This window comes from Paenibacillus sp. GD4, from assembly GCF_030846225.1.
GTDB lineage: Bacteria > Bacillota > Bacilli > Paenibacillales > NBRC-103111 > Paenibacillus_G > Paenibacillus_G silviterrae.
In genome coordinates this window covers 3,627,705-3,648,754 of record NZ_JAVCYK010000001.1, presented here as the reverse complement: position 1 = coordinate 3,648,754, position 21,050 = coordinate 3,627,705, and the positions used below count along the sequence as shown (strand labels likewise).

Annotated in this window: 16 protein-coding genes; 2 read left to right on the top strand and 14 right to left on the bottom strand. The window is 52.2% G+C overall.

The genetic code is table 11. The features are described 5' to 3' along the window. Window positions 1-76 precede the first annotated feature (76 nt). The 3 genes from ilvA to RAC89_RS17675 form a co-directional block, all read right to left on the bottom strand. Window positions 77-1,336, bottom strand: a complete 1,260-nt coding sequence (ilvA, locus tag RAC89_RS17685; RefSeq protein ID WP_306615038.1) for a threonine ammonia-lyase IlvA — start codon at window positions 1,334-1,336, stop codon at window positions 77-79. 15 nt (window positions 1,337-1,351) lie between these two features. After that, complete coding sequence (locus RAC89_RS17680) at window positions 1,352-1,972, bottom strand: histidine phosphatase family protein (protein WP_306615037.1); 621 nt, start codon at window positions 1,970-1,972, stop codon at window positions 1,352-1,354. Between the two features lie 128 nt (window positions 1,973-2,100). Then, a complete protein-coding gene (locus RAC89_RS17675; protein WP_306615036.1) occupies window positions 2,101-3,351 on the bottom strand; it encodes an S-layer homology domain-containing protein in 1,251 nt (416 codons plus the stop codon). A 175-nt stretch (window positions 3,352-3,526) separates the two neighbouring features. Here RAC89_RS17675 and RAC89_RS17670 point away from each other — a divergent pair, with 175 nt between their 5' ends. Further along, on the top strand, window positions 3,527-5,146 hold the full coding sequence (locus RAC89_RS17670; protein ID WP_306615035.1) for an FAD-dependent oxidoreductase: 1,620 nt from the start codon (window positions 3,527-3,529) through the stop codon (window positions 5,144-5,146). Window positions 5,147-5,195: 49 nt separating this feature from the next. On the opposite strand, the gene RAC89_RS17665 is transcribed toward RAC89_RS17670, so the two are convergent. The 3 genes from RAC89_RS17665 to RAC89_RS17655 form a co-directional block, all read right to left on the bottom strand. After that, entirely contained in the window at window positions 5,196-5,708 is a 513-nt protein-coding gene (locus tag RAC89_RS17665; RefSeq protein WP_306615033.1) for a hypothetical protein, read from the bottom strand. A 68-nt stretch (window positions 5,709-5,776) separates the two neighbouring features. Further along, window positions 5,777-7,219, bottom strand: coding sequence for a DEAD/DEAH box helicase (locus tag RAC89_RS17660; protein ID WP_306615031.1), 1,443 nt, complete (start codon window positions 7,217-7,219; stop codon window positions 5,777-5,779). A 74-nt stretch (window positions 7,220-7,293) separates the two neighbouring features. Next, a complete protein-coding gene (locus tag RAC89_RS17655) occupies window positions 7,294-8,130 on the bottom strand; it encodes an alpha/beta hydrolase family protein (protein ID WP_373430027.1) in 837 nt (278 codons plus the stop codon). 87 nt (window positions 8,131-8,217) lie between these two features. Here RAC89_RS17655 and RAC89_RS17650 point away from each other — a divergent pair, with 87 nt between their 5' ends. Continuing rightward, window positions 8,218-8,481, top strand: coding sequence for a DUF2573 family protein (locus RAC89_RS17650; RefSeq protein ID WP_306615027.1), 264 nt, complete (start codon window positions 8,218-8,220; stop codon window positions 8,479-8,481). A 102-nt stretch (window positions 8,482-8,583) separates the two neighbouring features. Here the strand turns inward: RAC89_RS17650 and RAC89_RS17645 are convergent, their stop codons facing one another. The 8 genes from RAC89_RS17645 to RAC89_RS17610 form a co-directional block, all read right to left on the bottom strand. Beyond that, window positions 8,584-9,627 (bottom strand): glycoside hydrolase family 78 protein, encoded by a 1,044-nt coding sequence (locus tag RAC89_RS17645; protein ID WP_306615025.1) that lies wholly within the window; start codon window positions 9,625-9,627, stop codon window positions 8,584-8,586. A 694-nt stretch (window positions 9,628-10,321) separates the two neighbouring features. Continuing rightward, window positions 10,322-15,622, bottom strand: a complete 5,301-nt coding sequence (locus RAC89_RS17640; protein WP_306615023.1) for a CARDB domain-containing protein — start codon at window positions 15,620-15,622, stop codon at window positions 10,322-10,324. 1,013 nt (window positions 15,623-16,635) lie between these two features. Continuing rightward, the gene (locus RAC89_RS17635; RefSeq protein WP_306615021.1) at window positions 16,636-17,817 is read right to left on the bottom strand and encodes an S-layer homology domain-containing protein; all 1,182 of its coding nucleotides are present in this window, start codon (window positions 17,815-17,817) and stop codon (window positions 16,636-16,638) included. Window positions 17,818-17,890: 73 nt separating this feature from the next. Then, on the bottom strand, window positions 17,891-18,031 hold the full coding sequence (locus tag RAC89_RS17630) for a hypothetical protein (protein ID WP_306615020.1): 141 nt from the start codon (window positions 18,029-18,031) through the stop codon (window positions 17,891-17,893). Between the two features lie 204 nt (window positions 18,032-18,235). Further along, entirely contained in the window at window positions 18,236-19,015 is a 780-nt protein-coding gene (locus RAC89_RS17625; protein WP_306615019.1) for an SDR family NAD(P)-dependent oxidoreductase, read from the bottom strand. Window positions 19,016-19,117: 102 nt separating this feature from the next. Then, window positions 19,118-19,576: a chemotaxis protein CheX gene (locus RAC89_RS17620; protein ID WP_284644750.1), complete on the bottom strand. Its 459-nt coding sequence runs from the start codon at window positions 19,574-19,576 to the stop codon at window positions 19,118-19,120. 143 nt (window positions 19,577-19,719) lie between these two features. Continuing rightward, window positions 19,720-20,538 carry a VanW family protein gene (locus RAC89_RS17615; RefSeq protein WP_306616122.1) on the bottom strand — a complete coding sequence of 273 codons (819 nt, stop codon included), beginning with the start codon at window positions 20,536-20,538 and terminating at the stop codon, window positions 19,720-19,722. Next, window positions 20,538-20,987, bottom strand: coding sequence for an NUDIX hydrolase (locus RAC89_RS17610; protein ID WP_306615018.1), 450 nt, complete (start codon window positions 20,985-20,987; stop codon window positions 20,538-20,540). Before RAC89_RS17610 ends, RAC89_RS17615 begins: the two co-directional genes overlap by 1 nt. Window positions 20,988-21,050: the final 63 nt, after the last annotated feature.

Below are 21,050 nucleotides of genomic sequence, written 5' to 3'. Positions count from 1 at the left end.
AACATGAATCGACACCCGTAGTTACTTAATTCATAACACGATCCTTGCCCTTGCACAACCCTTATTTGAGAAAGGCTTATACCAACAAGTTAAACAAACTGACGTTTTTATTGAGCTCTTCGTAACGAAAGCCCTTCGCTTCCATCCGCTCAATGAGCGGGCCGTAGTCTTCCTTGCTCTTCAGCTCGATCCCTACAAGCGCCGGCCCGTTTTCCTTGCTCGTCTTTTTCGTATATTCGAATCGCGTGATGTCGTCGTTCGGACCGAGCACGCCGTCCAGAAATTCCCGCAATGCCCCTGCCCGCTGCGGAAAGTTGACGATAAAGTAATGCTTCAAGCCTTCGTAGATCAGCGACCGCTCCTTGATTTCCTGCATCCGGTCGATATCGTTATTGCCTCCGCTGATGACACAGACAACGTTCTTTCCTTTAATATGCTCCCGGTAAAAATCAAGCGCCGCCACCGTCAGCGCGCCTGCCGGCTCCGCAACGATCGCATTCTCGTTGTACAGCTCGAGGATCGTCGTACATACCTTGCCTTCAGGCACGACCAGGAAATCGTCGATCACCTCGCGGCATAGATCATAGGTAAGCTCACCTACTCGTTTCACGGCGGTGCCGTCCACGAACTTATCGATCTCTCCCAGCGTGACAATCTCGCCGAGCTCCATCGATTGCTGCATGGAAGGCGCCCCCGTTGCCTCGACCCCGATTACCTTCGTATCCGGGCTAATGCTTTTGATATACGTCCCAAGCCCTGCGGCCAACCCGCCTCCTCCGATACCCGTGAAGACGTAGTCTACCGGCTCCTTCATGTCATGGAGCAGCTCCATGCCTACGGTCCCTTGGCCTGCAATGACGTGGGGATCGTCGAACGGATGAATGAACGCCATCCCTTCCCGCTCCCCGTAGGCAAGAGCTTCCCGCAGGGAATCGTCGAACGTATCCCCCGTCAGAATCACCTCGACGAAGGATCCGCCGAACAGCTTCACTTGAGAGATCTTTTGTCTTGGCGTCGTGGCCGGCATGAAAATTTTGCCCGGAATCTGCATCGCCTTGCAGGAATAAGCTACCCCCTGCGCATGATTGCCCGCGCTGGCGCAGACAACGCCCTTCGCCAGCTTGTCCTCCGACAGGCTGCGGATGCGGTTATAGGCTCCGCGGATTTTGAAGGAGCGCACGACCTGCAGGTCCTCGCGCTTTAAATAGACGTTACAGCCGTATTTTTCCGAAAGAATAAAATTTCTCTGAAGCGGCGTATGGTGCACGACATCCTTCAGTACATGTCCCGCTACAATGATGTCCTCCAGCTTGATACTGCGTTCATGGGTTCCCATGGTTATCCCCCTCTCTTATCGGTACAGCTCCGTGAGCCCCCCGTTAAACTGCACGACGGTAAATCCGCCCTTGCTGCCGGCATCTATAATGGTAATGCCCGTGTTATTCAGGTTTAATCGGCGAAAATGATGCAGCGGCATCCCCAAAATCGACGCTACCGTCAAGCGAATGGCGGTCGAGTGGCTGACAACAACGATCCGCTCCCCTGCATATTCGACAGCCGTTTCTTGCAGGAACCGTGTCATCCGGTCTGCAATCTCAGCCCTGGTCTCGCCTGTGCCCCCCGCACGTACATCGGACGGATCGGCAACCCACGCCTGCCACTGGTCGGCATACTCCTTGTGAATGACATGGGCGTACAAGCCCTCCCATTGTCCGAAATCCGCTTCGACGAGCCGCTCGTCCGTCTGCATTGTCAACCCGCGAATGGCGGCAATGGGCTCAGCGGTCTGCTTGGCTCTTGTCAAGGTAGAGGCAATGACGCGGTTGTAGCGCGCCTCCTTCAGCAGCTCCGCCGCCTGAATGGCCTGCTGCCTTCCATGCTCCGAAAGCTCAATGTCGGTTCGCCCACTGTAACGCTGCTGTCCTGCGTTCCATTCGGTTTCTCCGTGTCTGATCAAATAAAAACGTGTCATCTTCCTGTTCCCCCCGGGCGCTAATTTTTTCATTTTACCACAAAACGTGAAAACAGTCCCCACTTAGCCGGAAGGCTAATATGAGGACTGCTCTCTTGGGAAACTCTAACCTTTTTCTCTATGGTTTCTTATCGGATGATAATGGTGTGTACCAGACCGTTTTGACCTTTGATTTCTACAGGCTGGTTCAGCACCAGCAGCTGCGCTGTGTTCCCTTCCACCTTCAGGTTAGGAGACACGTTGTAGGTTTGCGTCGACGTACCGCCGCCGGACAAGTCCTGTGTAACCGTTACCTGTGCAATCTCGCCCTGGGCATTCAGCAGCGGAAGCGCGGAGAATCGCCCTGTTACCGCGAAATCTACACGTGTCTGCTCTGTAGCCAGCTTCGTCACCTCGACGTAGATGGCTTTGCTGTTATAGGTGCGGATCAGCACTTCATCCCCAGGCTGAAGAGCGGAAGCGTCCACTTTGGCACCGCTGCGGAAAATGAAAGCGTTCGGATCCAGCTCAACGTTCAGACTATCCTGCTTCTGTGTGCGGATCGTCAGCAAGTTGTTATTGTATACGGAAGCCGTAACCGTTCCGCGAAGGGAAGCGTTGTCCGGCAATTGCGTTCCTGTACGATCCAGCAAGGCGGCAAGCTCTGCGCGTGTTACCGGCTGGTTCGGGCGGAACGTGTTGTCCTCGTAGCCGTCAATCAGCTTGCGCTCCAATGCTACGGCGACATAACCTACGGAGCCCGCTGGAATTTTGCCGGCATCCTTGAAATTCAGCTTCGTGTTCATCTTGGCTTTCGCTTCGGCCTCCAGCTTCATCGCTTTGACGAGCAATGTAGTTGCCCACAAGCGATCTGCTTCCTTCTCCGGCTGAACGGCCGCATCGGTTTCGGAGAACAAGTCGTTTTGCACCGCAACGGCAACATAACCGACAGCCCACGGATATTTCGATCTCAGCTTATCCTCGTCGGAGAAATTCAGATCCGTCGCTTTGGCCGCTTCGGATTCCGCTTGCTCGCGCAATCCCATCAGACGAACCGCTGCCGTAATCGCCTCAATCCGGGAGATCGTTTTGCGCGGCTGGAACGTTCCGTCCTCGTAGCCCTCGAACACCTGCTTGGAGGCCAAGCTGGCTATGTATCTTGCAGCCCACTCCACGTCACCGCCGCGGATGTCGTCGAAGGAAAGCTTAAAGTTAACGTTAAGATTCTTCCCCTTGCTGTCCCACTTTCCTTCCCACTTCGCTTCCGACTTGCCGCGGTCTTTGTTGTTGTTGTTGTTGTTGTCCTTCCCTTTGCCGTCAGCGAAAGCGGCTGCGCCTCCACCAAGCACCATGGCGAGTGTCAATCCGGATACGATGGTTTTTTTGAAAATGCTGTTCATTAGTCATTCTCCTTTGTTCCGTGTATTAGGTTTAGTTGTGTAGAGGATGATGTCGAACCTTCGCGAAGGGTTCTTGCTTGCTACAGCATTCGCCCTCTGGAAAATGTTTGTGGGGGTCTGGTAAACATGGTAGACTAGCAGAAGAAAAAAATGTTTACGCTAAAGGAGAACAGGTATGACAGGTAATCGGAAAAAGCTGACGATCGGCCTGGCCGTGCTGGCTTTGGTCGCACTGGCGGCAGTATATTCCTCCATGCAGCTAGGGTTCGGCAGGTCCCCTTCAAGTCAGACCGCTTCGCCCTCCGCCAGTCCGGAACCGACCAAACCGGCGGATTCGAAGCCCGAGGAGCCGAAGCCAACGGAGCCGGTGATTCCGGTGGAGAAGGTGGACGTGGTCGTCTTCGGCAGCGAGCTGGAGGGACTTTACCTTGCACGGGCGGCTGCGGATGAAGGCTTGAAGGTGAAGGTGCTGGACACACGTGAAGCCTTCGGCGGCCAAGTGCTTCAGGGCGAGATGCTCTTCCTCGACGAAACAAGGGATGCTCAGGGACGTCTGCTCGTCCAAGGACGGGCGAAGGAGCTGTTCGACGGCTTCCGTAACGGCAAGATTCGCAAGCTTCCGGAGTTCGTGTCCTATTTTGACAAGCTGAAGAAAGACATTCCGGTGGAATCGGGCATCAAGATTGACGAAGTGAAGCAGATTGCGGGGAAATTCGGAACGGATGCGGTGGAAAGCGTAACCTACACCGGCAAGGACGGTCAGAAGAAACGGATTACCGCCTCCTATTGGGTCGAAAATACCGACTATGCCGCCTTCGCGAGCAAGCTCAAGGTGAAACGGCTCCCGGGATTGGAGCAGTTCTACGGGCAGCAGCAGATTGAATACATGAGCGCAGGCATGATGCTGAAGTTCAAGAATGTGGACTGGAGCAAGTTCCTGCAGAGCTGGAATGCCATGACGCCGGAGGAGCGCCGAACCAAATACGGCGGCGGCACCGTCAACGAAAGCTTCATTATCGGGCTCACAGGCGTGACGAACAAGTACAAGCCGACCAATGAGCGGGTATTCCTGCGGGGCTTGAATGCCGTTCACCAGCGGGATGGCGAGGTGTTGATCAATGCTTTCCTGATCTATACCGTCGATCCGGCCAATGAGCAGTCGGTGAAGGAAGCGATAGAGCTCAGCAAGAAGGAAATTCCGCTGATTCTCGAACACTTCAAGAAAAATATCGTCGGCTGGGAGCGCGCGGAGATGAACGGCATCCCGAATCATCTGTACATCCGCGAGTACAACCACTATGAGACGGATTACGTGTTGAAGCCTTCCGACATGCTGGGAGCGAAGATGTTCTGGGATAACGTGAGCATCGGCGGCTATCCGCTCGATCTGCAGGGCATCAGCAGCAACAAGTGGGGCATCGAGATGGGCCGGCCGGACAAATACGGCATGCCGCTGCGCAGCTTCCTGCTGAAGAACTACGATAATGTTCTGATGGCCGGCAAGAACGTCGGCTCCTCCGCGATCGCTTTCGGCAGTGCCCGGATTCAGCCGAATACCAGCCTTGCGGCGGAATCGATCGGCGTCATTCTCGGGCAAATTCAAGGCAAGAAGCATCTGCGCGAGCTTGCTGAAGGAGATATGCCTGCGCTGCACAGCTATCTGGCGACGAAATACAACATCAAGCTGACCGGCGTTACCGGCCAGAACAAGATCGCCGGCTGGACGGCGGATGAAATCGCCAAGCTGGACACCGGCGAGATCGTTTATCCGCAGTATGTGAACAAGCGGAAGTAAGCAGAAAGCCCACCTGACTTGTGTGACGAAGTCAAGGCGGGCTTTTTACTTATCTCAGCCGGAAGCTGATGTTTATCTGCTTTTCCTGAAACTCAACGTTTCTCACAGCAATCAGCTTCGGCAGCTTATTGTTCACGGCCAGCTTCAAGGGCTTGACCTCATACCAACTAAGCGGTATGTTCATCGCCTTGATATGCGTATCCGTATGGGTTGCAACCAAATACGGATCCTGCCACTCCAGGCGGAACTGAAGCTTAGCCCCTACCTTCCACTGCTCCCGCACCAGCACATTTACATCGGCAATAAGCAAATTCCCTTGCAATGAGAAGCTTGCCCCTGTGATCCGGCCCTTAGGCGGAGGACCTGCGGACGAGAGCTGCTTCTGGGCGAGCTGCTCCTTCAGGAGGTCGTTGATCTCCGCTTCGGACAGAACAACCTCCAGCTTGCGCGTACGAAGCATTTCCGCGGCCTGATCCTCCAGCTTTAGCTGTGCGAACGCCAGATCCAGCTCCTGTTCCGGTCTTACATACCATAGTGCCACTGCCGCGAGCATGACGCACATGACAACAACGGCAATAAGCCCTTTCCCCAGCGTCTTCAGCGGAATCCCTCCCCCGAGCTTCCGTTCCCTTATTGCTGCTTGTTCTGCTTCTCCTTCAGCCAGCGCGGTGCTCCTTTGTTCTTGCGGTCGCGCTCTCGCTCCTGCTTCCTTGCTGCCGGAGGAGCGGCTTTCGGGGCGACAGGCGATTTGCCTGCGGCCTTAGCTGCCGGCGCTTGTTTACCTCCCGCTGGCTGCGTCCGCCCTTGAACTGCCGCTTTCTCCGTGCCGCTGCGGGCAGCAGCAGGACGCTCCGGCCGGGTAACGCCTGTTTCCCTCGCCTCTCCGGGCACACGCCTTTCCGCCAGCTTTTTCACTCCTCGCCCGTCCGAACGCAGCTGACCAGGCTCCAGTACCTTCCCTTGGTACATCGTCTTCTCTTCAATCTTGATCCCAAGCTTTTTCTCGAACTTCGTTATGATGAAACGCTCCCGCGGCGTAACGATCGTAATGGCCGTACCCTGCTTCCCCATGCGACCCGTGCGCCCTACGCGGTGAACATAATGATCCTCATCGATCGGCGGATCGAAGTTAATGACGTGCGTTACCTGCGGGAGATCCAGACCCCGCGCCGCGACATCGGTAGCCAGCAGCAGCTGGAACCGGCCCGCCCGGAACGCCTGCATCGCCTTGGCACGATCCTGCTTGAACGAATCGCCGTACAGCGCTTCGATCGATAGTCCCGCATACTGCAGCTTCGCCAGCACCTCGCCCACGTCTTCCGTGTCGTTCACGAATACGATCGCGGCATTCGGATTATACAGGCGAACTAGCCTCCGCAGCGTATCGACCTTATTCCGCTCCTCGCTCACGAAGTACAGATGCTCCAGCGTCTCCGAGGTGCGCTGTGCCGGATTCACCTGCACATGGGCCGGCTCTCTCATCCAGCGGTCAATGACCGCCCGGATCGGGTCCGGGAACGTAGCCGAGAAGAACAGCATTTGCTTATCGCGAAGCATGCTGCGGAATACGCTCTCTACCTCCTGCATCGAGCCGAGGTCGAACACCTGGTCGACCTCGTCCACCACAACCATCCGTGCCGCGTGCAGCTTCAGCTTCCTCAGCTTGAGCAGCTCCTGCACGCGTCCCGGTGTTCCGACCACGATCTGAGGCTTCAACCGGAGCTTGTCAATCTGGCGATCGATCGAGGCTCCGCCGATCAGCTGCTGCACTCTGATGTTCGTCCCCTGCGTCAGCTTATCGAGAGTGTCAACGATCTGCATGCCAAGCTCCCGAGTCGGAACAAGGATGATAGCTTGGACATCGCGCAGCTCCGGATTTATTTTATGCAGCACCGGAAGGGCGTAGGCCAACGTTTTCCCCGAGCCCGTTTGCGATTGACCTACGACGTCCCGTCCCTCAAGGACGAGAGGAATCGCGTCCGCCTGAATCGGCGAAGGCTCCGTAATCCCCATCTCTTGCAGCTTTTTTATATAATGCGTATCAATTTGTAACGCAGCGAATCCCGTATTCATCAACCCTGCTTGCCCCTTTCATATGGCCTTCCCATAGTATACCAAAAGCAAGGCGGAGCCGCCATCGACCCCGCCTATGCCTTCATTTCCTCCAGCTTCCTTGTGATCCATGCGAACACCGCATCGAGCGCTCGCTCATCCTCTTCCTTGGGAAAACGGTGCGGCAGCCCGTCATACAGCTCCATCGTGTAATCCTTGCCCGCTTCCTCCAGCTTGAGCGCCAGCCTGCGCGACTGCTCCACGCTTACCTGATCGTCGCTCGTTCCGTGAACGATCATAATCGGCACCTGAATCCGGTCGATCCAGTACACCGGTGATCGCTGCTCGTAAGCCTCGGCTTCCTTCCGCGGATGACCGACGACCCGCTTCAGCATCCGCCTTAAGTCCACCCGTTCCTCATAGGTATCGAAAAGATTGCTTACCCCTCCCCAGACCACCACCGGTCCGGCTTCCGGGCATTCCTTTGCAGCCAGCATCGCCATCAAGGCGCCTCGGGAAAAACCGATGAGAGGTACCTTCCCCGGCAAGACCTCAGGAAGCTGCTGGACTAAGGAGACGGCATGACATACATCGAAGCGATCCTCTCCGCCAAAGTCCTCCCGCCCCTCCCCGCCTTCATTCCCGCGGTAAAAGGGTGCAAACACAACAAACCCCCGCTTCGCCATGGACATGATGCGGCGCTTGCGCACCATCCCCACCTTGCGAATTCCGCCGCGGCAGTAGATCAAGCCCGGGGCCGGAACCGCCAGATCGGGGACGGCCAAATACCCCTTCACCCGCAAGCCCTGACTAATATAAGTAAGCAAATATAGCGAAATGTTCTTCGTTAAGCTGCGCAGCGGCTCTCTCTCGACGAGAGTACCGTTCGGTAAAGCGCAGGTGCTTGCATTTGTATCTACAGCCAAAGGTATCCCCCCTGATGCGAGATGGTTTTGACACACGATCCGTTTCCACGTTACACTGTTCTGGTATATTATGACCGGAAAGGTGGATTTTCTATGAACGTCCTGTTCGACGACGAGTTTGAAGGGTTGGTAGCCAAGTTCTCCGAGCTGCTGACCGGTGACGACTCCAAAGAAATGGTGGAGAAGATCAAGATATGGGCTATCTACAACCACATTCACAAAACGATGCCGGCTCTCGCCAGCCATTGGAACCAGTCCCATCCTGAAGCGAAGGTGACGATTCGCAAGCTCTACGAAGAGGTGCGCGACCTGAACCTGAAGCTGAAGGAAAAGAACAAGGAACAGCAGGAAACGTAAGGTGAACCCTTGCCGTACTTAAGCTTACTGCACTGCACATGTAATTGCAAAATAAAGCCTGAACGCCGGCCAAAGCATCGCGCCGGTCGTCCAGGCTTTCATTTATTCTTTGCGGACACTGCTTGTGTATTCCGTCCAAGCTCCTTGGATATGAACGATAACCGCGGCGGTTTCGATGTGCCCGTTAGGGAAGCGCGCGGTAAACATAAATGTATACGGACCGTCAGGGAGCAGCTCGAAATCATCCCGGTATAGGGAGCTACTCCAACCGGTCTTACCTCCATCCCCTGCAAGCGTTGACATTAGCTCCAGGTGCGACATCCGTGCTTCCACACCGGAGGCCGGCTGATTTGTCACCGCCTGCAGCACAAAGGACTCTCCTGCCCAGAACTTGTCCGCTGTCCGCGGCAGCTCCACATCTCCCGTCTGTCGCAAATTATACTTCCGCCGATTCTCCTCCCAGCGTTCCGTATGCTTAACGAAGCCCTGCAGCGTCAAATCGCCAATAGGAACAATCTGCGTCACGGTTCCGGTTAAGCCGTAAACATCCGTTACGGTTAATGTTACTACCCAGTCCCCCGGATGCCCATCGGTTCGTACCGCCGGAATAACGGCATTCCATCCGGCACCGGTCTCGTCATATGCGGAGCCGACGATTCGCCATACAGCTTGCAACGCATCTCCGTCCGGATCCGTGGACCGGTTCGCGAGCTGCACCTCATCCCCCTCGTAAGCCGGCTTGGGCACCCAGTCGAAGGCCGCTACAGGCGCCCGGTTCACGTATAACCAGGTGGATTCGGACCACCCTGACCCTGCCCCGTACTGATCCCATACCTGAACTCTTACGGCAAGCGGCTTTCCTAACGGAAGGTCATGGGGTACCTTCCAGCTGGCCTCATTCGCCGAGGTGCTCATCTGCAGCACCCCCGTATCAAGCACTCCGGCTCCTCCCTGCTCCGTAATCTGGAGCTGGAACCACTCGAATACCGCCCCCGGATCAGGATCATTCTGCACCCAGCTTAGCGTAGGGCGCTGCTCATTCGTTACATTAGGATTTGCGGCCGAGGTGCTCCACGGCCAGGACATCGCCACTGTCGGCGCTTGATTCGTACTATAGAAATAGGTAAGGATTCGCCTCGACTTCACGTTAGGGTTTCCTTTTCCCCTTCTTCACACCGTACGTGCGACTTTTCATCGCATACGGCGTTCCATCTAAGCATGATGAACGCTTAGACTTTGCCCCTTCGCCATGTGAATGGCTTTCCCATTCTCGGACTACTACAGGCTGCTGCCCCACAGCTTCAGCAGGCATTTCCTCCTTGCTTAGGAACATCGGGTACACCTGCCCTTTCCATTTCCCGCTGTGGTTCTGCTGTTCCCTATACGTTAGCTTTCCATATGACCTTAGCTGCCTTCTATGACCCGGTTACCATTCTTTCGTCCGCAACTGGAGGACTCGGAACTTTACATCCCTTATAGGACGCATGAAGGTATTCCATGGATGAACAGTTTACCCTCGGTAACACTCCCTCAACGGGAGCGGCATTCTTCTTGATTCGAATGCCTCTTGGTTACGAGCCTTCCCTTCAAAGGTTCGTCAGACTATCTTGGACAGTCATTCTCAGCATAGTCACTTTATAGCCCCCCGACTACTTCCTTAACCGCTTCTCAGGTCACGTTTTCGTCGACTTCACCGAGCTTTATACATAAACGGAGGTGTCCGGTTATGCATATCGGAGATTAGGGAGTGTTAGCCAGTTTTCTAACACATCGGGAATTTCACCCGATCATTCCGTATAGAGTTAGGTTCAGGAGAACCCCCTGTTTTTACTGCGTATTTCTACGCAGATTGTACAGGAACAACACGCACCATCCAACCAATATTGGACCACTCCGACCATACGGAGCTTTCATTCATTACCCTGAGCTGAACCTTCAGCTTCGAAGCCCGCGGGGCATCCACATTCATCGTCCAACTGCCGCTCAACCTGGTTCTATCGGCAGCCGGGACGCTGATATCCGCACTTGCCACAACGGTGCCGTACTCGGTCCAAACCCGAATTTGCTGATATGATATGCGCCCGGTATCTTCATCCTTTTGATTCCATGTGATGGCAGGACGCAAATCCGCTACCGGCGTCGGATTCTCGTAGGTTCCGCTTGGGAAAGTCAGTTGAACGACAGGAGGTCTCCGACTGCCTAAATATCCGCTGTTCGACCAAGCTGACCAAGCGGTTTCATCCTTTACCCTAATCTTGATGTGATATTGCAAGGTCGCATTCCCGGTAAAAGTCGCCAGGTAGCTATACATTTCCGCCTTGGTACTGAAGGTCTTAACACCGGGACCTATAGAGCTTTCGTACTCCTTTCCCCACCAATCCCTTCCGATTTGACCGACATATACCTCGTAAGCCGTAAACGTCGTATCCGGGTCAATGTCCGTCTGATTCCACGTGATAGTCGGAGATGTACCAACAGGCAAAAAGTCCGGCGTATCCTTCGATCCTGTAGGGAACGTCAGAACGGCCCTAGGAGGATGATTCGGCTTGAGACCTACATCGATGGTCGCCGTCTCCGGCCAAGACCAGGCTCCGAATTCGTCTCTCACCTGCAGCCCGATCGTGTACGTTCCGGAATCCGCGACCCTTTCCAGCTTCGTATCGGATATCGTTCCGTCCGGCGCAATGTACCAATACCTTCTTTCTACAATCCCTCGGCTCAGTTCATAACCCGGCTCAACTTGACCCGTGGGAACATGATAACGATCTGGATCGTAAGAGGTATCGGTCCAGCTTACCGTGCCATCCGTGTTCATAACGGCGCTGAATACGGCTACAGGCCTTCGGTGTACAATAATGCTTTTTTTAAATGTGTTCGAGTTTTTCCGGTAAGCGTCGAAGGTCATATTCGGATACTTATACTCCGGAGAAGGATACGGATCATCCTTTGCTTTTAAAGCGGCATCCCATTGTCCCACCCTGTCGAAGGTCGGCATCCCTGATGCGTAGCTCCGGCCGCTTAATGGAGATACACCTCCATTGTTAAGAAACATCGGTTTGTGCACATAGCTCCACGTAAACGAACCGGCCATCGGATCCGACTCGGGATCATCGAATGTAACATTATCGTATTTCAGCTCTGCCAGTCCTGTTTGCTCGTCCAGAATTGCGTAGTCGGCATTCCATAGATCGGTCTCCGCATAAGGCTTCATACTCATGGCACTGAACGTCACGAACGATTTATCCGTGAACGGTCCGAACCTGCCGTTGAAAGGAAATTGTTCATCCACCACATCAGCAAAGTAGTTTACCTTATTAAGCCAAACATTTATCGTGCTGCCTACGGTCCTGATTTTTACATTGTAGCTCTTGCCGTCCTGAATGTTATAAGATGATGAAGCGATCACCGTCCTGGCTTTGTTTATATATTTGGAAAGAAACACGTTGGCCCCATCAAATTCTATAGCATAACGGTTCATACCATCCTGGGCACGGAACGAATAGCCGAATAACTCGGTATCGATTTTGTTCTGCTCGGCTTTAAAGGTAAACATCAGTTCCGCATCTGCGGCTGCTTCCCCGGACAAGAATTGCCCGTATTGATATCTAGGCGTAACTGCCGCCGCCTCCGCAACAGGTCCCTTATCAATCCAGTATACCGTCGGGCCATATGGCGGACTTGCATAACCGGTTACCCAGCTATAATGCATCCAGGCGCTCACAAGCAGCCCATCGCCCATATACTCGGCTAACCCTTTGGTATTGACGGTTTCCACCGCACTGGACGCAAACCCGACCGTTCCGGAAAGAATCCTGCCTCCGCCTCTGCTGTGATCGGCACACTGGTTATAGATATTGGATGGACAATTCCCGGAAACATAATTTCCGGCACCGTCCACGTGCATGGTAGTAGACATCCCGGAAACTACCGGTCCCCCCCAGCCCCCAACTGCCCCCGTTGTCATATCAATCGTGTTGTTGACAATCGTTCTGCTGTCTCCCCAATAGCCGCCGACGGTATAGAGCGTTTTACTGACGATCGTATTGTTTAACGAATTTACGATCATCGTATTGATGTTTTCCTGCCAATCGTACGTATAAGCAGCGCTGAAAGTTAAGGAATTGCCGCCGGTCCTAGCTCTCCACACCAATTTGTAATCCTTGTCGTACTTGGCTACGTAAATCCCCAGCGCCAGCTCCGGATAAGCCCTCATGTTGAATTCCGTATAACCCTTCATTGTACTGCCGTCGGGTGTGAGGCACTGCTTCTCCTCGTAAAAGTACGAATTGCCGTCCCGATCCTTATACCGCGTTGGCGTTTGGTAGAATCTGCACTGCGTGTCCACATATTTCGGAGGGCTGTAGCTTAGCGGTCTATCCGTATAAGGCCATTGTACATACTTGGCCTCATAGGTCACGGGAACCCACGGATTATTTCCGGAAATGTCTCCTGTTTTTACCACATTACCGTACTGGTCAATTTCGTAGAAATGATTCCCAAAGTACCCATTGTTCGAATAATACCCATCACTATCGTATAAGAAGACGACATGGTCTTCTTTGGCGACAATGTCTTTTGCGACGATATTGTGACTGGTTGTACCCGGGGCTTCAAAGCATCCGATGATGGCTCCATCCAAAGCCTTATAAGTACAAGCCATGAGACTATCTTGGTATGTTCTGTATACTTCACCCTCCTCACTTTCAGATTCCGAAATCAGCTTCTTCTTCTTAAAAATCAAATACACCGTCTTTTCAGCGAAAACAAACTTCAAAGAATTTTGGTCAACAGACTCGCCAGTAGTTAAAATATTCAATGGAATATTTTGATAAGACAAAACGTAATCATAGGGACTTCCATCCAGCCACTTGTGAACATATTGTCCTGAAGGGAAACATCCGCTACAGGTTTGCGTCCAAACAAGCTCCAGCTTGTACCGGCCTATTTTGTTTTTGTTTAAGGCATAGAAACGTCCTTGTAATTGAAAGTAGAGGTGGACTTTATCCGTTTCAATTTTGGTATCGCCCGAAACAAGCCCTTTAGGTTGACCACTCGAATCCGGGATCAGCAAGGGCTGAGAGTAATCCGGATTCGGCGCCGTCATGGCCTTATAAACGGAAACCCCGTTTTTGCCAAAGCCATTATCGTTAAACGGCGAACTATACGGAGTCGCTCCAGCGAACCCGGCTGGGGTTGAAATCATGTTCCAATAGTGGTATTGAATCTCCTTCCCTTTGCCGGCTCCGGACTGCAATGCCTCGCTCTCATTTTGCCAATTGTAGGTCGGCGTTTTGCTTAACGCATGATTCGTATTGGATGCAAAGAGCTGCCAAGTCCTCATTATATCTGAAGCCCGGTACGCCTGCGGCGGGTTAAGATCCGGATTCGGACTGTTGCCCGATAGATCGAAGGATACCTCCGGAGGCTGGTTAATGACGTCCATAATGCCGGATTCCGCTTCGGCATAGGCACCGTAATCTTCAATGGCGCGAAGCTTAAATTTGTATTTTCCTACTTTTGTCGGTTTGAATACATACCTGGACAAAGTACCCGTTACTTCCATCCATGGCTCCGTCACATCGGAGAAGGTCCCGTCGTTGTTGGCATCGTATCTCATGTACCAGATCGTCTGCGTCAAAATATCGCCATCCGGGCTGTAGGACTGATTCAATATGTCATATTCCTCGCCGCGAATACCGAGTGACGGTGCGTTGATACTGGCAATCGGCGGAACATCCGGGTGAACGATGATGCTGCAGCTGCTCGAGTTTTCCGACACTAAACCGGCAGAGTCATAGACCTTGTTCAGCGTGACGGTAACTGTAATATCGCTGCCCGTATTGTTCACGTAGGTCGATTGTTTATTAATCCACTCGTCTCTCGAATGATCGATGGACCGCCCCATCGGGCTTCGGCTCTTGTCTGCGTTGATGGCAGCAGGTGCAAGCGGTCGATTGGACTTCATTTCCGCCGGTGCATCACAAACGGCAATCGGATTGGGCTTGACTACATTGATCGTTGCCGTTCTCCAGCTGCTTTGTGCCCCGCGCGTATCCGTCAGTTTCATTTTGACTGTATGGGGTCCTAAGACGTCGGCCTTAATGCTGCTAAATCTTTCGTCTCGCTCATCAAAGCCATAGCCGACATGTTTATCCACCAGATTTCGAATCCACGGATCATCGCTTCCCGCAAAATCCCACGTTGGGAAGAACCCATCTCCTTCCGGGTCATACGGCTCCTGTGGCGTCTTCATTCGATCCTTAACGATGCCAAGATCGATGAAATTTCCAACAACGACCTCTTCAATAGCGGGGAAGTTATTCGTATTCCCTCTTGTAAACCATCCGGGATAACCGAATGGCGGGTTGTTGTTTGGGGCAATGGTGATGGTGAAGCTCTTCGGTCCGACCACTTTGGTTGTTCCGCACGTCGTGATAATTTTCATCGTGACATTGACGGAGCCCTCCCCCATCCCGCCAGGGTAAGGAGGTCCTGCGAAGCCTTGCGTGTTTGCCGAAGACCTCGCCACTACATAGTCTCGAACCACGCCGTTCTGCTCGAAAATGAACCCAAACTGGCTGATCGCACATGTTGTGCTGCCGCTTGTCCCGGTAACGGAGACCCCAACCGGAAACATCATGTTGGTCTGGCCGTAAGGCATCGTTACTTTTTCGATGGTGAAGTCGCCTGTTACAGTTTCCGGAATCGGAGGACCTCCTCCGCCACCGCAGGAGGCCTTTGGTTGAAGCGAGATGCCTTTGCTGTTATCTGAGGTGCTTGATTCACCGGATATGGAATCTACAACTACAGTGATTTGGTAATACGTTGTGCTGCCGAAGGTTTTGGAGAAGGTTTCCGTTTTGCTATCTCCGGACGCTAACCCTGTGTAGTTGTACGTTCTGTAAGTAGACCCGTCAATGACCACCTTGGCTTGAAACGGTGATGTAATGTCACTTCCACCGGTGTTGGCGATGCTGAAGGTGAAATTAGCGGGGGTGTCCACTGCCACGCAGGCAGGTGCGGTTAAGGCATTGACTGTAAGGTTGGCTCCCACTGGAGGGGTTTCGTATTCGACTCGAACTTCGTTGTCGTATTCATAGGTTTTCCCGGCCAAATCAATGACAAAAGCTGCGTAGTACACGATGACCTTTGCACCATTCGGGGGACTGCTGAGTTCTTTGGATGATTCGAAATTGGGATTAAAGCTATCAAATTTCTGCTGGAAGTAAACCCGAAATTGACTGGAATTGCTAGGGTCAGGCTTAACTTCTATGTCACTGATAAGTCCTGGCCTAGGGTAACCAAAATGAGAATCATCGGGACCTGTGATCGGCACTGGCAGAGTAGTATTGACACTGGCCGAAGTGGTTTCTACATTTGTTACTGCTGTGTCAGGTATATCAACATCGTTAAGTTTAAATGGATTTTCCTTCCATACGGATAGACTAAGTGCTTTCAGCTCCGAAAAATCCGTGGAAGAACATCCTGGAAGGGTCGGCATCGAATAGCCATTAATGGATTCCGTAGAAGCAGTAGATCCCCTTCTGTATACGGCTGGACCAAAATAGTCCGGTCCGCAGCTTATTTTAACAATGTTCCCATCCTTATTTTCCACATCGGCATACCAATTTTGGCCCTGGGATCCCCCCGGAATGTACCGATACCATGCATAATACAATTGAGCTCCTTTTGTATTTTCTTCTGAGATAACATTTCGTATTGTTCCGTTAATATCGTTAACCAGACCGGAATAGCTATTTCTCCCTAATGCAGCCGGAGGTGTAATATCCTGTGTGCCGTGAAATATTTTGCTAATCACTTTGCCCGCAGGAACAGTTATATTAATTGTCCCTCCCGACAAATAGCTGGTGGTGGAATAATACTTATCTCCGACCAAGGTAGCTCCTCCGTAACTTAATCCTATTGGAGTAATTACCGAGTCTGGTGTTGCCGCGAATGATTTTATTAATACCTCACTTAATAACTGAGTAAGAGGCGAATTACAAAGCATTACCATAAGCATTATGATGCTTATTTTTCTTTTTTGGGATCTACTCATGTAGATCAATCTATTTTCACCCCTTTAAAGAACATATAAGGGTCTAACATAAAACGTAGACAATGCTTCATAAAAGTACTGTTGTCATACTTTACTCATTTTGGTACCCATATCGAAGTAATAGTTTTTGCAGAATTTTCCACGGGTGGTCTTGCAGGAGCACTAAGTGTAATGGAAATATTGTTCTTTGTTGAAAACCCTGTTTTCGGTAAAATGAATGCTTGCATATCTCCACGCCTAGTTTTAAAGACTTGCGCCAACGTATTTAAGGTTCCATTGGAAAAAGCCTCGTAATCCGGGCTCTCAAAACCATAAATTGCAAAACCAACGCGACCAATTTCACTATAAGCTTGAGTATCTTTAACATAATCTACATGGCTTTTCACCAGTATTACATAGCTATCTGGAAAATCCTTCACATACGGATGGTTATGAATAATTTCAGGTGCAAACCAACGCAACTCACTAATATCCCCCAACATATGCCGATTCGGGTCATCAGGGTCCGCCATATCAATAGCAACCACCTGGTCAATCTCACCTCGGAACAACCCATCCTCCGTCTCTAATACAAGTTTGTCCGGGGTCCACGTAGTCGTCTGGCCTTGCTTCCCACCAAACACCGGAATCATGGAGAACAGATTGGTCCGCTTAAATGCCAGCTCCGCATTAGCGACAGCCTTCTTGTCCGTCTCCAGCTTCTCCCCGCTATTCACGCTCAGGATGCGCTCGATGATCGTTACGGACTGCGCTCGGGTCGTACTGCCATTCGGGGCCAATTCCCCGTTATGCAACCCTTGAATCAATCCTTTGGTTGCCGCCGTGAACATAGCCCCTTCATCGTTAAGGTTCACCTGCGGCTGCTGAAGGGCAGGGTCTGTTGCTCTTACAGCAATCTTCGCCATATCAAGTCTCGAGATGGGCTTATTGATCGTATCCCCCTGGATTGAATCCTCTCGCACAATGCCCTTCTCTATCGCCGCTTTTACATACGGAACATACCAGTCTCTGCCCTCTACCGTGCCGTTCACGGGAAGCTTGGTCGCTGCAGCCACCATTTTAATGAACTCTGCCGTGCTTACGTAATCCTCCGGCCGAAACGAACCGTCGCTGTATCCGTCGACATATTGTTTGGAAATGGCCTTCGCCACCGTATGCTTAGCCCAATGATCACGCAGATCGGCAAATCCGGTAGGATTCTCATCCGCCATGGAGGGTACAGCATGAATCAGTGGTACGAGCACCAACGAAGCCGTCAAGGCAAACATGGTTTTCATAGATGGGTTTCTCATTCTCATTGTTCATCTCTCCTAGTGAAATAGTCCCGCCCCAAATCGATAATCCGCCTCATTACAGGCATAACCCGCCAGTACGCTGTAGTCCCCCTCCTCCCAAATCTCTCAGAACGCCAGCATTCACTCCGGCAGCCAATCTCCGAAACGCTTTCATCATCATCGCAATCCATTTTTTTCTCTTTTTCTTAACCATCATCACGACTCTCCCCTTTTTCATAACAAAAGCACCGCAACCAAAACAAAGGGGGATCCCCTCGGTTTCATGGCGGTGCTTCCGTCATCAATAATGATTCAGTTTCGACATCAAATGACTTAATTCCATATATTACCTAATGTCCTAGATTATAACTTAGGACCTTTGGTTTGACAATCCTTTTTTGTGAGTTTTTTCTCATATTTTTTATTTTTTATTTAACAGCTTATAGCTGATCCTGTCGAACAATCGTGGAAACAATTGATACAGCTTCACACCGGCAGCCGCAGTCAAAGGCAGATTCACCTCAGGTGTACGCCGCTCAATGGACTCCAGTACCTTCGCAGCGACCTTCTCCGGCTTCAGCATGAACCATTTTACATTCTTTACGTAGTTGCCCGAAGGGTCGGCAATGTCGAAGAACGGCGTGTCGATCGGTCCCGGGTTGATGGCCGTTAGTCCTACCCCCGTTCCCACAAGCTCCTGCCGGAGACAGTTGGTAAAGCCGAGCACTGCATGCTTCGTAGCGGAGTAACCGGTCGATTTGGCAGATCCGATTTTCCCAGCCATGGATGCAATGTTAACGATATGGCCGGATCGACGCCGCAGCATCCGCCCCAGAACCGCCTTGGTGCAGCGCACCGTACCCATGTAGTTCACATCCATCATTTGTTCGATCTCGTCTAGCGATGCATCGATGAACTTATCAAAAACCCCGTACCCCGCGTTATTGATCAAAATATCGATTCGGCCATAACGCTCCAGCACCTTATCCATTACAGCCATTACTTGGTCCGTATCCGTTACGTCCAGCCGATAAACCGCATGCTCCCCGCGAAGCCCTGCCGATACCTCTGCCAGCTTTGATTCGGATCGCGCCATCAGAACCGGAATCGCGCCGCGTTCGGCCAGCATTTGAGCCATGATCGCCCCGATCCCGCTTGAGGCACCGGTAATGACGGCGATTTTATTATGAAAATAACTCATGTAAGCTCATCCTCCTTAAAGTAAAGCAAACAAAAAAAGTGGAGCCCTTCCTCAGCCGCAACAGCCGGGGAATTACTTCCACTTAGCATAAACGATATTCTCTTAAGCAATCAACACTTGAATATCCAGTTCGCCAATCCCTTCCATAAAGAGCGGAATCGTGAGCGCCTTCTTGGCGTTGACGCCGCCCGAATCGGAGGAGTGCAGCAGCTTCGGAGGCGTAATATCTACATGCACGCCCTGATTGAACAGCATCGTGCTCGCATTGCCGCTAATCATATTCCCAAGCTCCGAAATCGCGCTCTTGGACATATCGTCGATCTCGGTAACCGGATAACCGCCCATCATAGCGGACACCATCTTAATGGCCGCTTCCTCATGAAGGCCGAATACGATATCTCCTTGCATTTGACCGGTCATGCCGATCTGAATCCATATGTATTTTTCAATAAAAATAACGTCTTTGACACCTAGTTGACCCGTAGTAGGCCGAACATTAGCGACTTGCTCGATGACGATTCTAGCAGATTCAAGAAACGGATTAATATACTCTGCCTTCATAGCTGATGTGTCTCCTTTTCGACAAGATGCCGCACCCTTAGGACTATATCGTTCCTTCATTATACCCAATAATGTCGAACAAGTATATAACTTTACTCCCGCCGCCTTCATAAAATTGTTGGAAATTGGAGGTAGAGGTGTGATTATCCTTGCGGCAAACAGGGCTCATACATCATGATGGCATGATTTTCCGCTACAAATTCCTCCTCCTGGTATCGTCCTTCCGCATCATAACGCCGCCGGGAAAGGGTATTATGACGCACATAACCGCCCCAAAGCTCCTGGGTAATCCAGTGCTTCGTTTCTACAACCTCATAACGGTACCTAGCCGGACGGACAGCTCGCCATTCCCCGATCAGGTCCGTCTCACTCGTATACACCCGAAGCTGGTAGTCCTCTTCGGTATCGTTGCGGATTTGCAGATCCAGATAGTTATAAAAGCACGTCGCCCCCGAGCCGAACGGCTGCGTCCGGCCAGCATCCGGAAACACATCATAGCCGTGCCGGTACCGCTCAGTCACTGTTAGCGGCGTATGCAGCGTCAGCCAGTAGATCAAATTCGACAGCTGGCAGAGCCCTCCGCCCACCCCTGTACGAACGGTCCCTTTGTGTAAAATCATCCCGTCCACATAACCATCCCTGCGCGTTGGCTTGCCGATCAGCTTCCAATAAGAGAACGTCTCTCCCGGCTTCAAAATCACTCCGTCCACCCGTGCCGAAGCGATCCTCAGGTTCGTTACTTTATTATGCTGCAGCCACATATCCACGTCCTTGAGCTGCCGCAGCAGCGGTGTCCGATGAGATGCAATCCGGTAAGGCAACGGCTCGGCTTGCCGCTTCACGGCGAAGCGCTGTCCTCCCGTCATCCACTGCAGACGCCTGCGCAAACGAAAATAAGTCACCCCTAACGCAGTTCTCAGAGGTGACCTATCGATCGGCTTCGGTATGAAATTCGGCTTCATCACTTGGTTCCATCCCACCCATATCCATCGTAAAATATGCCGTTCCTGTAATTATGCACCGCCTTGCGCACGTGAGCGATGGTGTCATGAGGCAGATCGTCGATCGGATGCCAGGCGAGCTCGGAGCATTTATGCGGCTCCTTGTTGGAGAACTCCCCTTCCCAGCGGTTCGCTTTCAGGAAAAAATCCATCCACTCCCCCGAATCCGACGCCCGGTGCATAACACCGACCACGTCGAGATCTGCGGGATCCACCTTCACACCGCTCTCTTCCCAGGCTTCACGGGCGGCGGCGGCCTTGACCTCCTCTCCGCCGTCCAGCTTGCCTGCGACAAGGCTCATTTTCCCATCCTCATAATTCGTGTTCGTGCGTCGAAGCATCAGGAGCTTGCCGTCCTGAATGAATAAAATATACACAGCGCCATGCAGCGCAAACCAATGTTTCTGCATCCCGTTTCCTCTTCTCGATTGAAATGTACGCCCTTATGCCGGAGAACGGTTGCCGTTCCTTCC

Excerpts from the sequence above, each read along its gene's own strand:
- RAC89_RS17630 (WP_306615020.1), bottom strand. The coding sequence starts at position 18,031 with ATGATGGTTAAGAAAAAGAGAAAAAAATGGATTGCGATGATGATGAAA.
- RAC89_RS17670 (WP_306615035.1), top strand. The coding sequence starts at position 3,527 with ATGACAGGTAATCGGAAAAAGCTGACGATCGGCCTGGCCGTGCTGGCT.
- RAC89_RS17615 (WP_306616122.1), bottom strand. The coding sequence starts at position 20,538 with ATGAAGCCGAATTTCATACCGAAGCCGATCGATAGGTCACCTCTGAGA.
- RAC89_RS17660 (WP_306615031.1), bottom strand. The coding sequence starts at position 7,219 with ATGAATACGGGATTCGCTGCGTTACAAATTGATACGCATTATATAAAA.
- ilvA (WP_306615038.1), bottom strand. The coding sequence starts at position 1,336 with ATGGGAACCCATGAACGCAGTATCAAGCTGGAGGACATCATTGTAGCG.
- RAC89_RS17680 (WP_306615037.1), bottom strand. The coding sequence starts at position 1,972 with ATGACACGTTTTTATTTGATCAGACACGGAGAAACCGAATGGAACGCA.
- RAC89_RS17675 (WP_306615036.1), bottom strand. The coding sequence starts at position 3,351 with ATGAACAGCATTTTCAAAAAAACCATCGTATCCGGATTGACACTCGCC.
- RAC89_RS17650 (WP_306615027.1), top strand. The coding sequence starts at position 8,218 with ATGAACGTCCTGTTCGACGACGAGTTTGAAGGGTTGGTAGCCAAGTTC.
- RAC89_RS17665 (WP_306615033.1), bottom strand. The coding sequence starts at position 5,708 with ATGTGCGTCATGCTCGCGGCAGTGGCACTATGGTATGTAAGACCGGAA.
- RAC89_RS17610 (WP_306615018.1), bottom strand. The coding sequence starts at position 20,987 with ATGCAGAAACATTGGTTTGCGCTGCATGGCGCTGTGTATATTTTATTC.
- RAC89_RS17620 (WP_284644750.1), bottom strand. The coding sequence starts at position 19,576 with ATGAAGGCAGAGTATATTAATCCGTTTCTTGAATCTGCTAGAATCGTC.
- RAC89_RS17635 (WP_306615021.1), bottom strand. The coding sequence starts at position 17,817 with ATGAAAACCATGTTTGCCTTGACGGCTTCGTTGGTGCTCGTACCACTG.
- RAC89_RS17625 (WP_306615019.1), bottom strand. The coding sequence starts at position 19,015 with ATGAGTTATTTTCATAATAAAATCGCCGTCATTACCGGTGCCTCAAGC.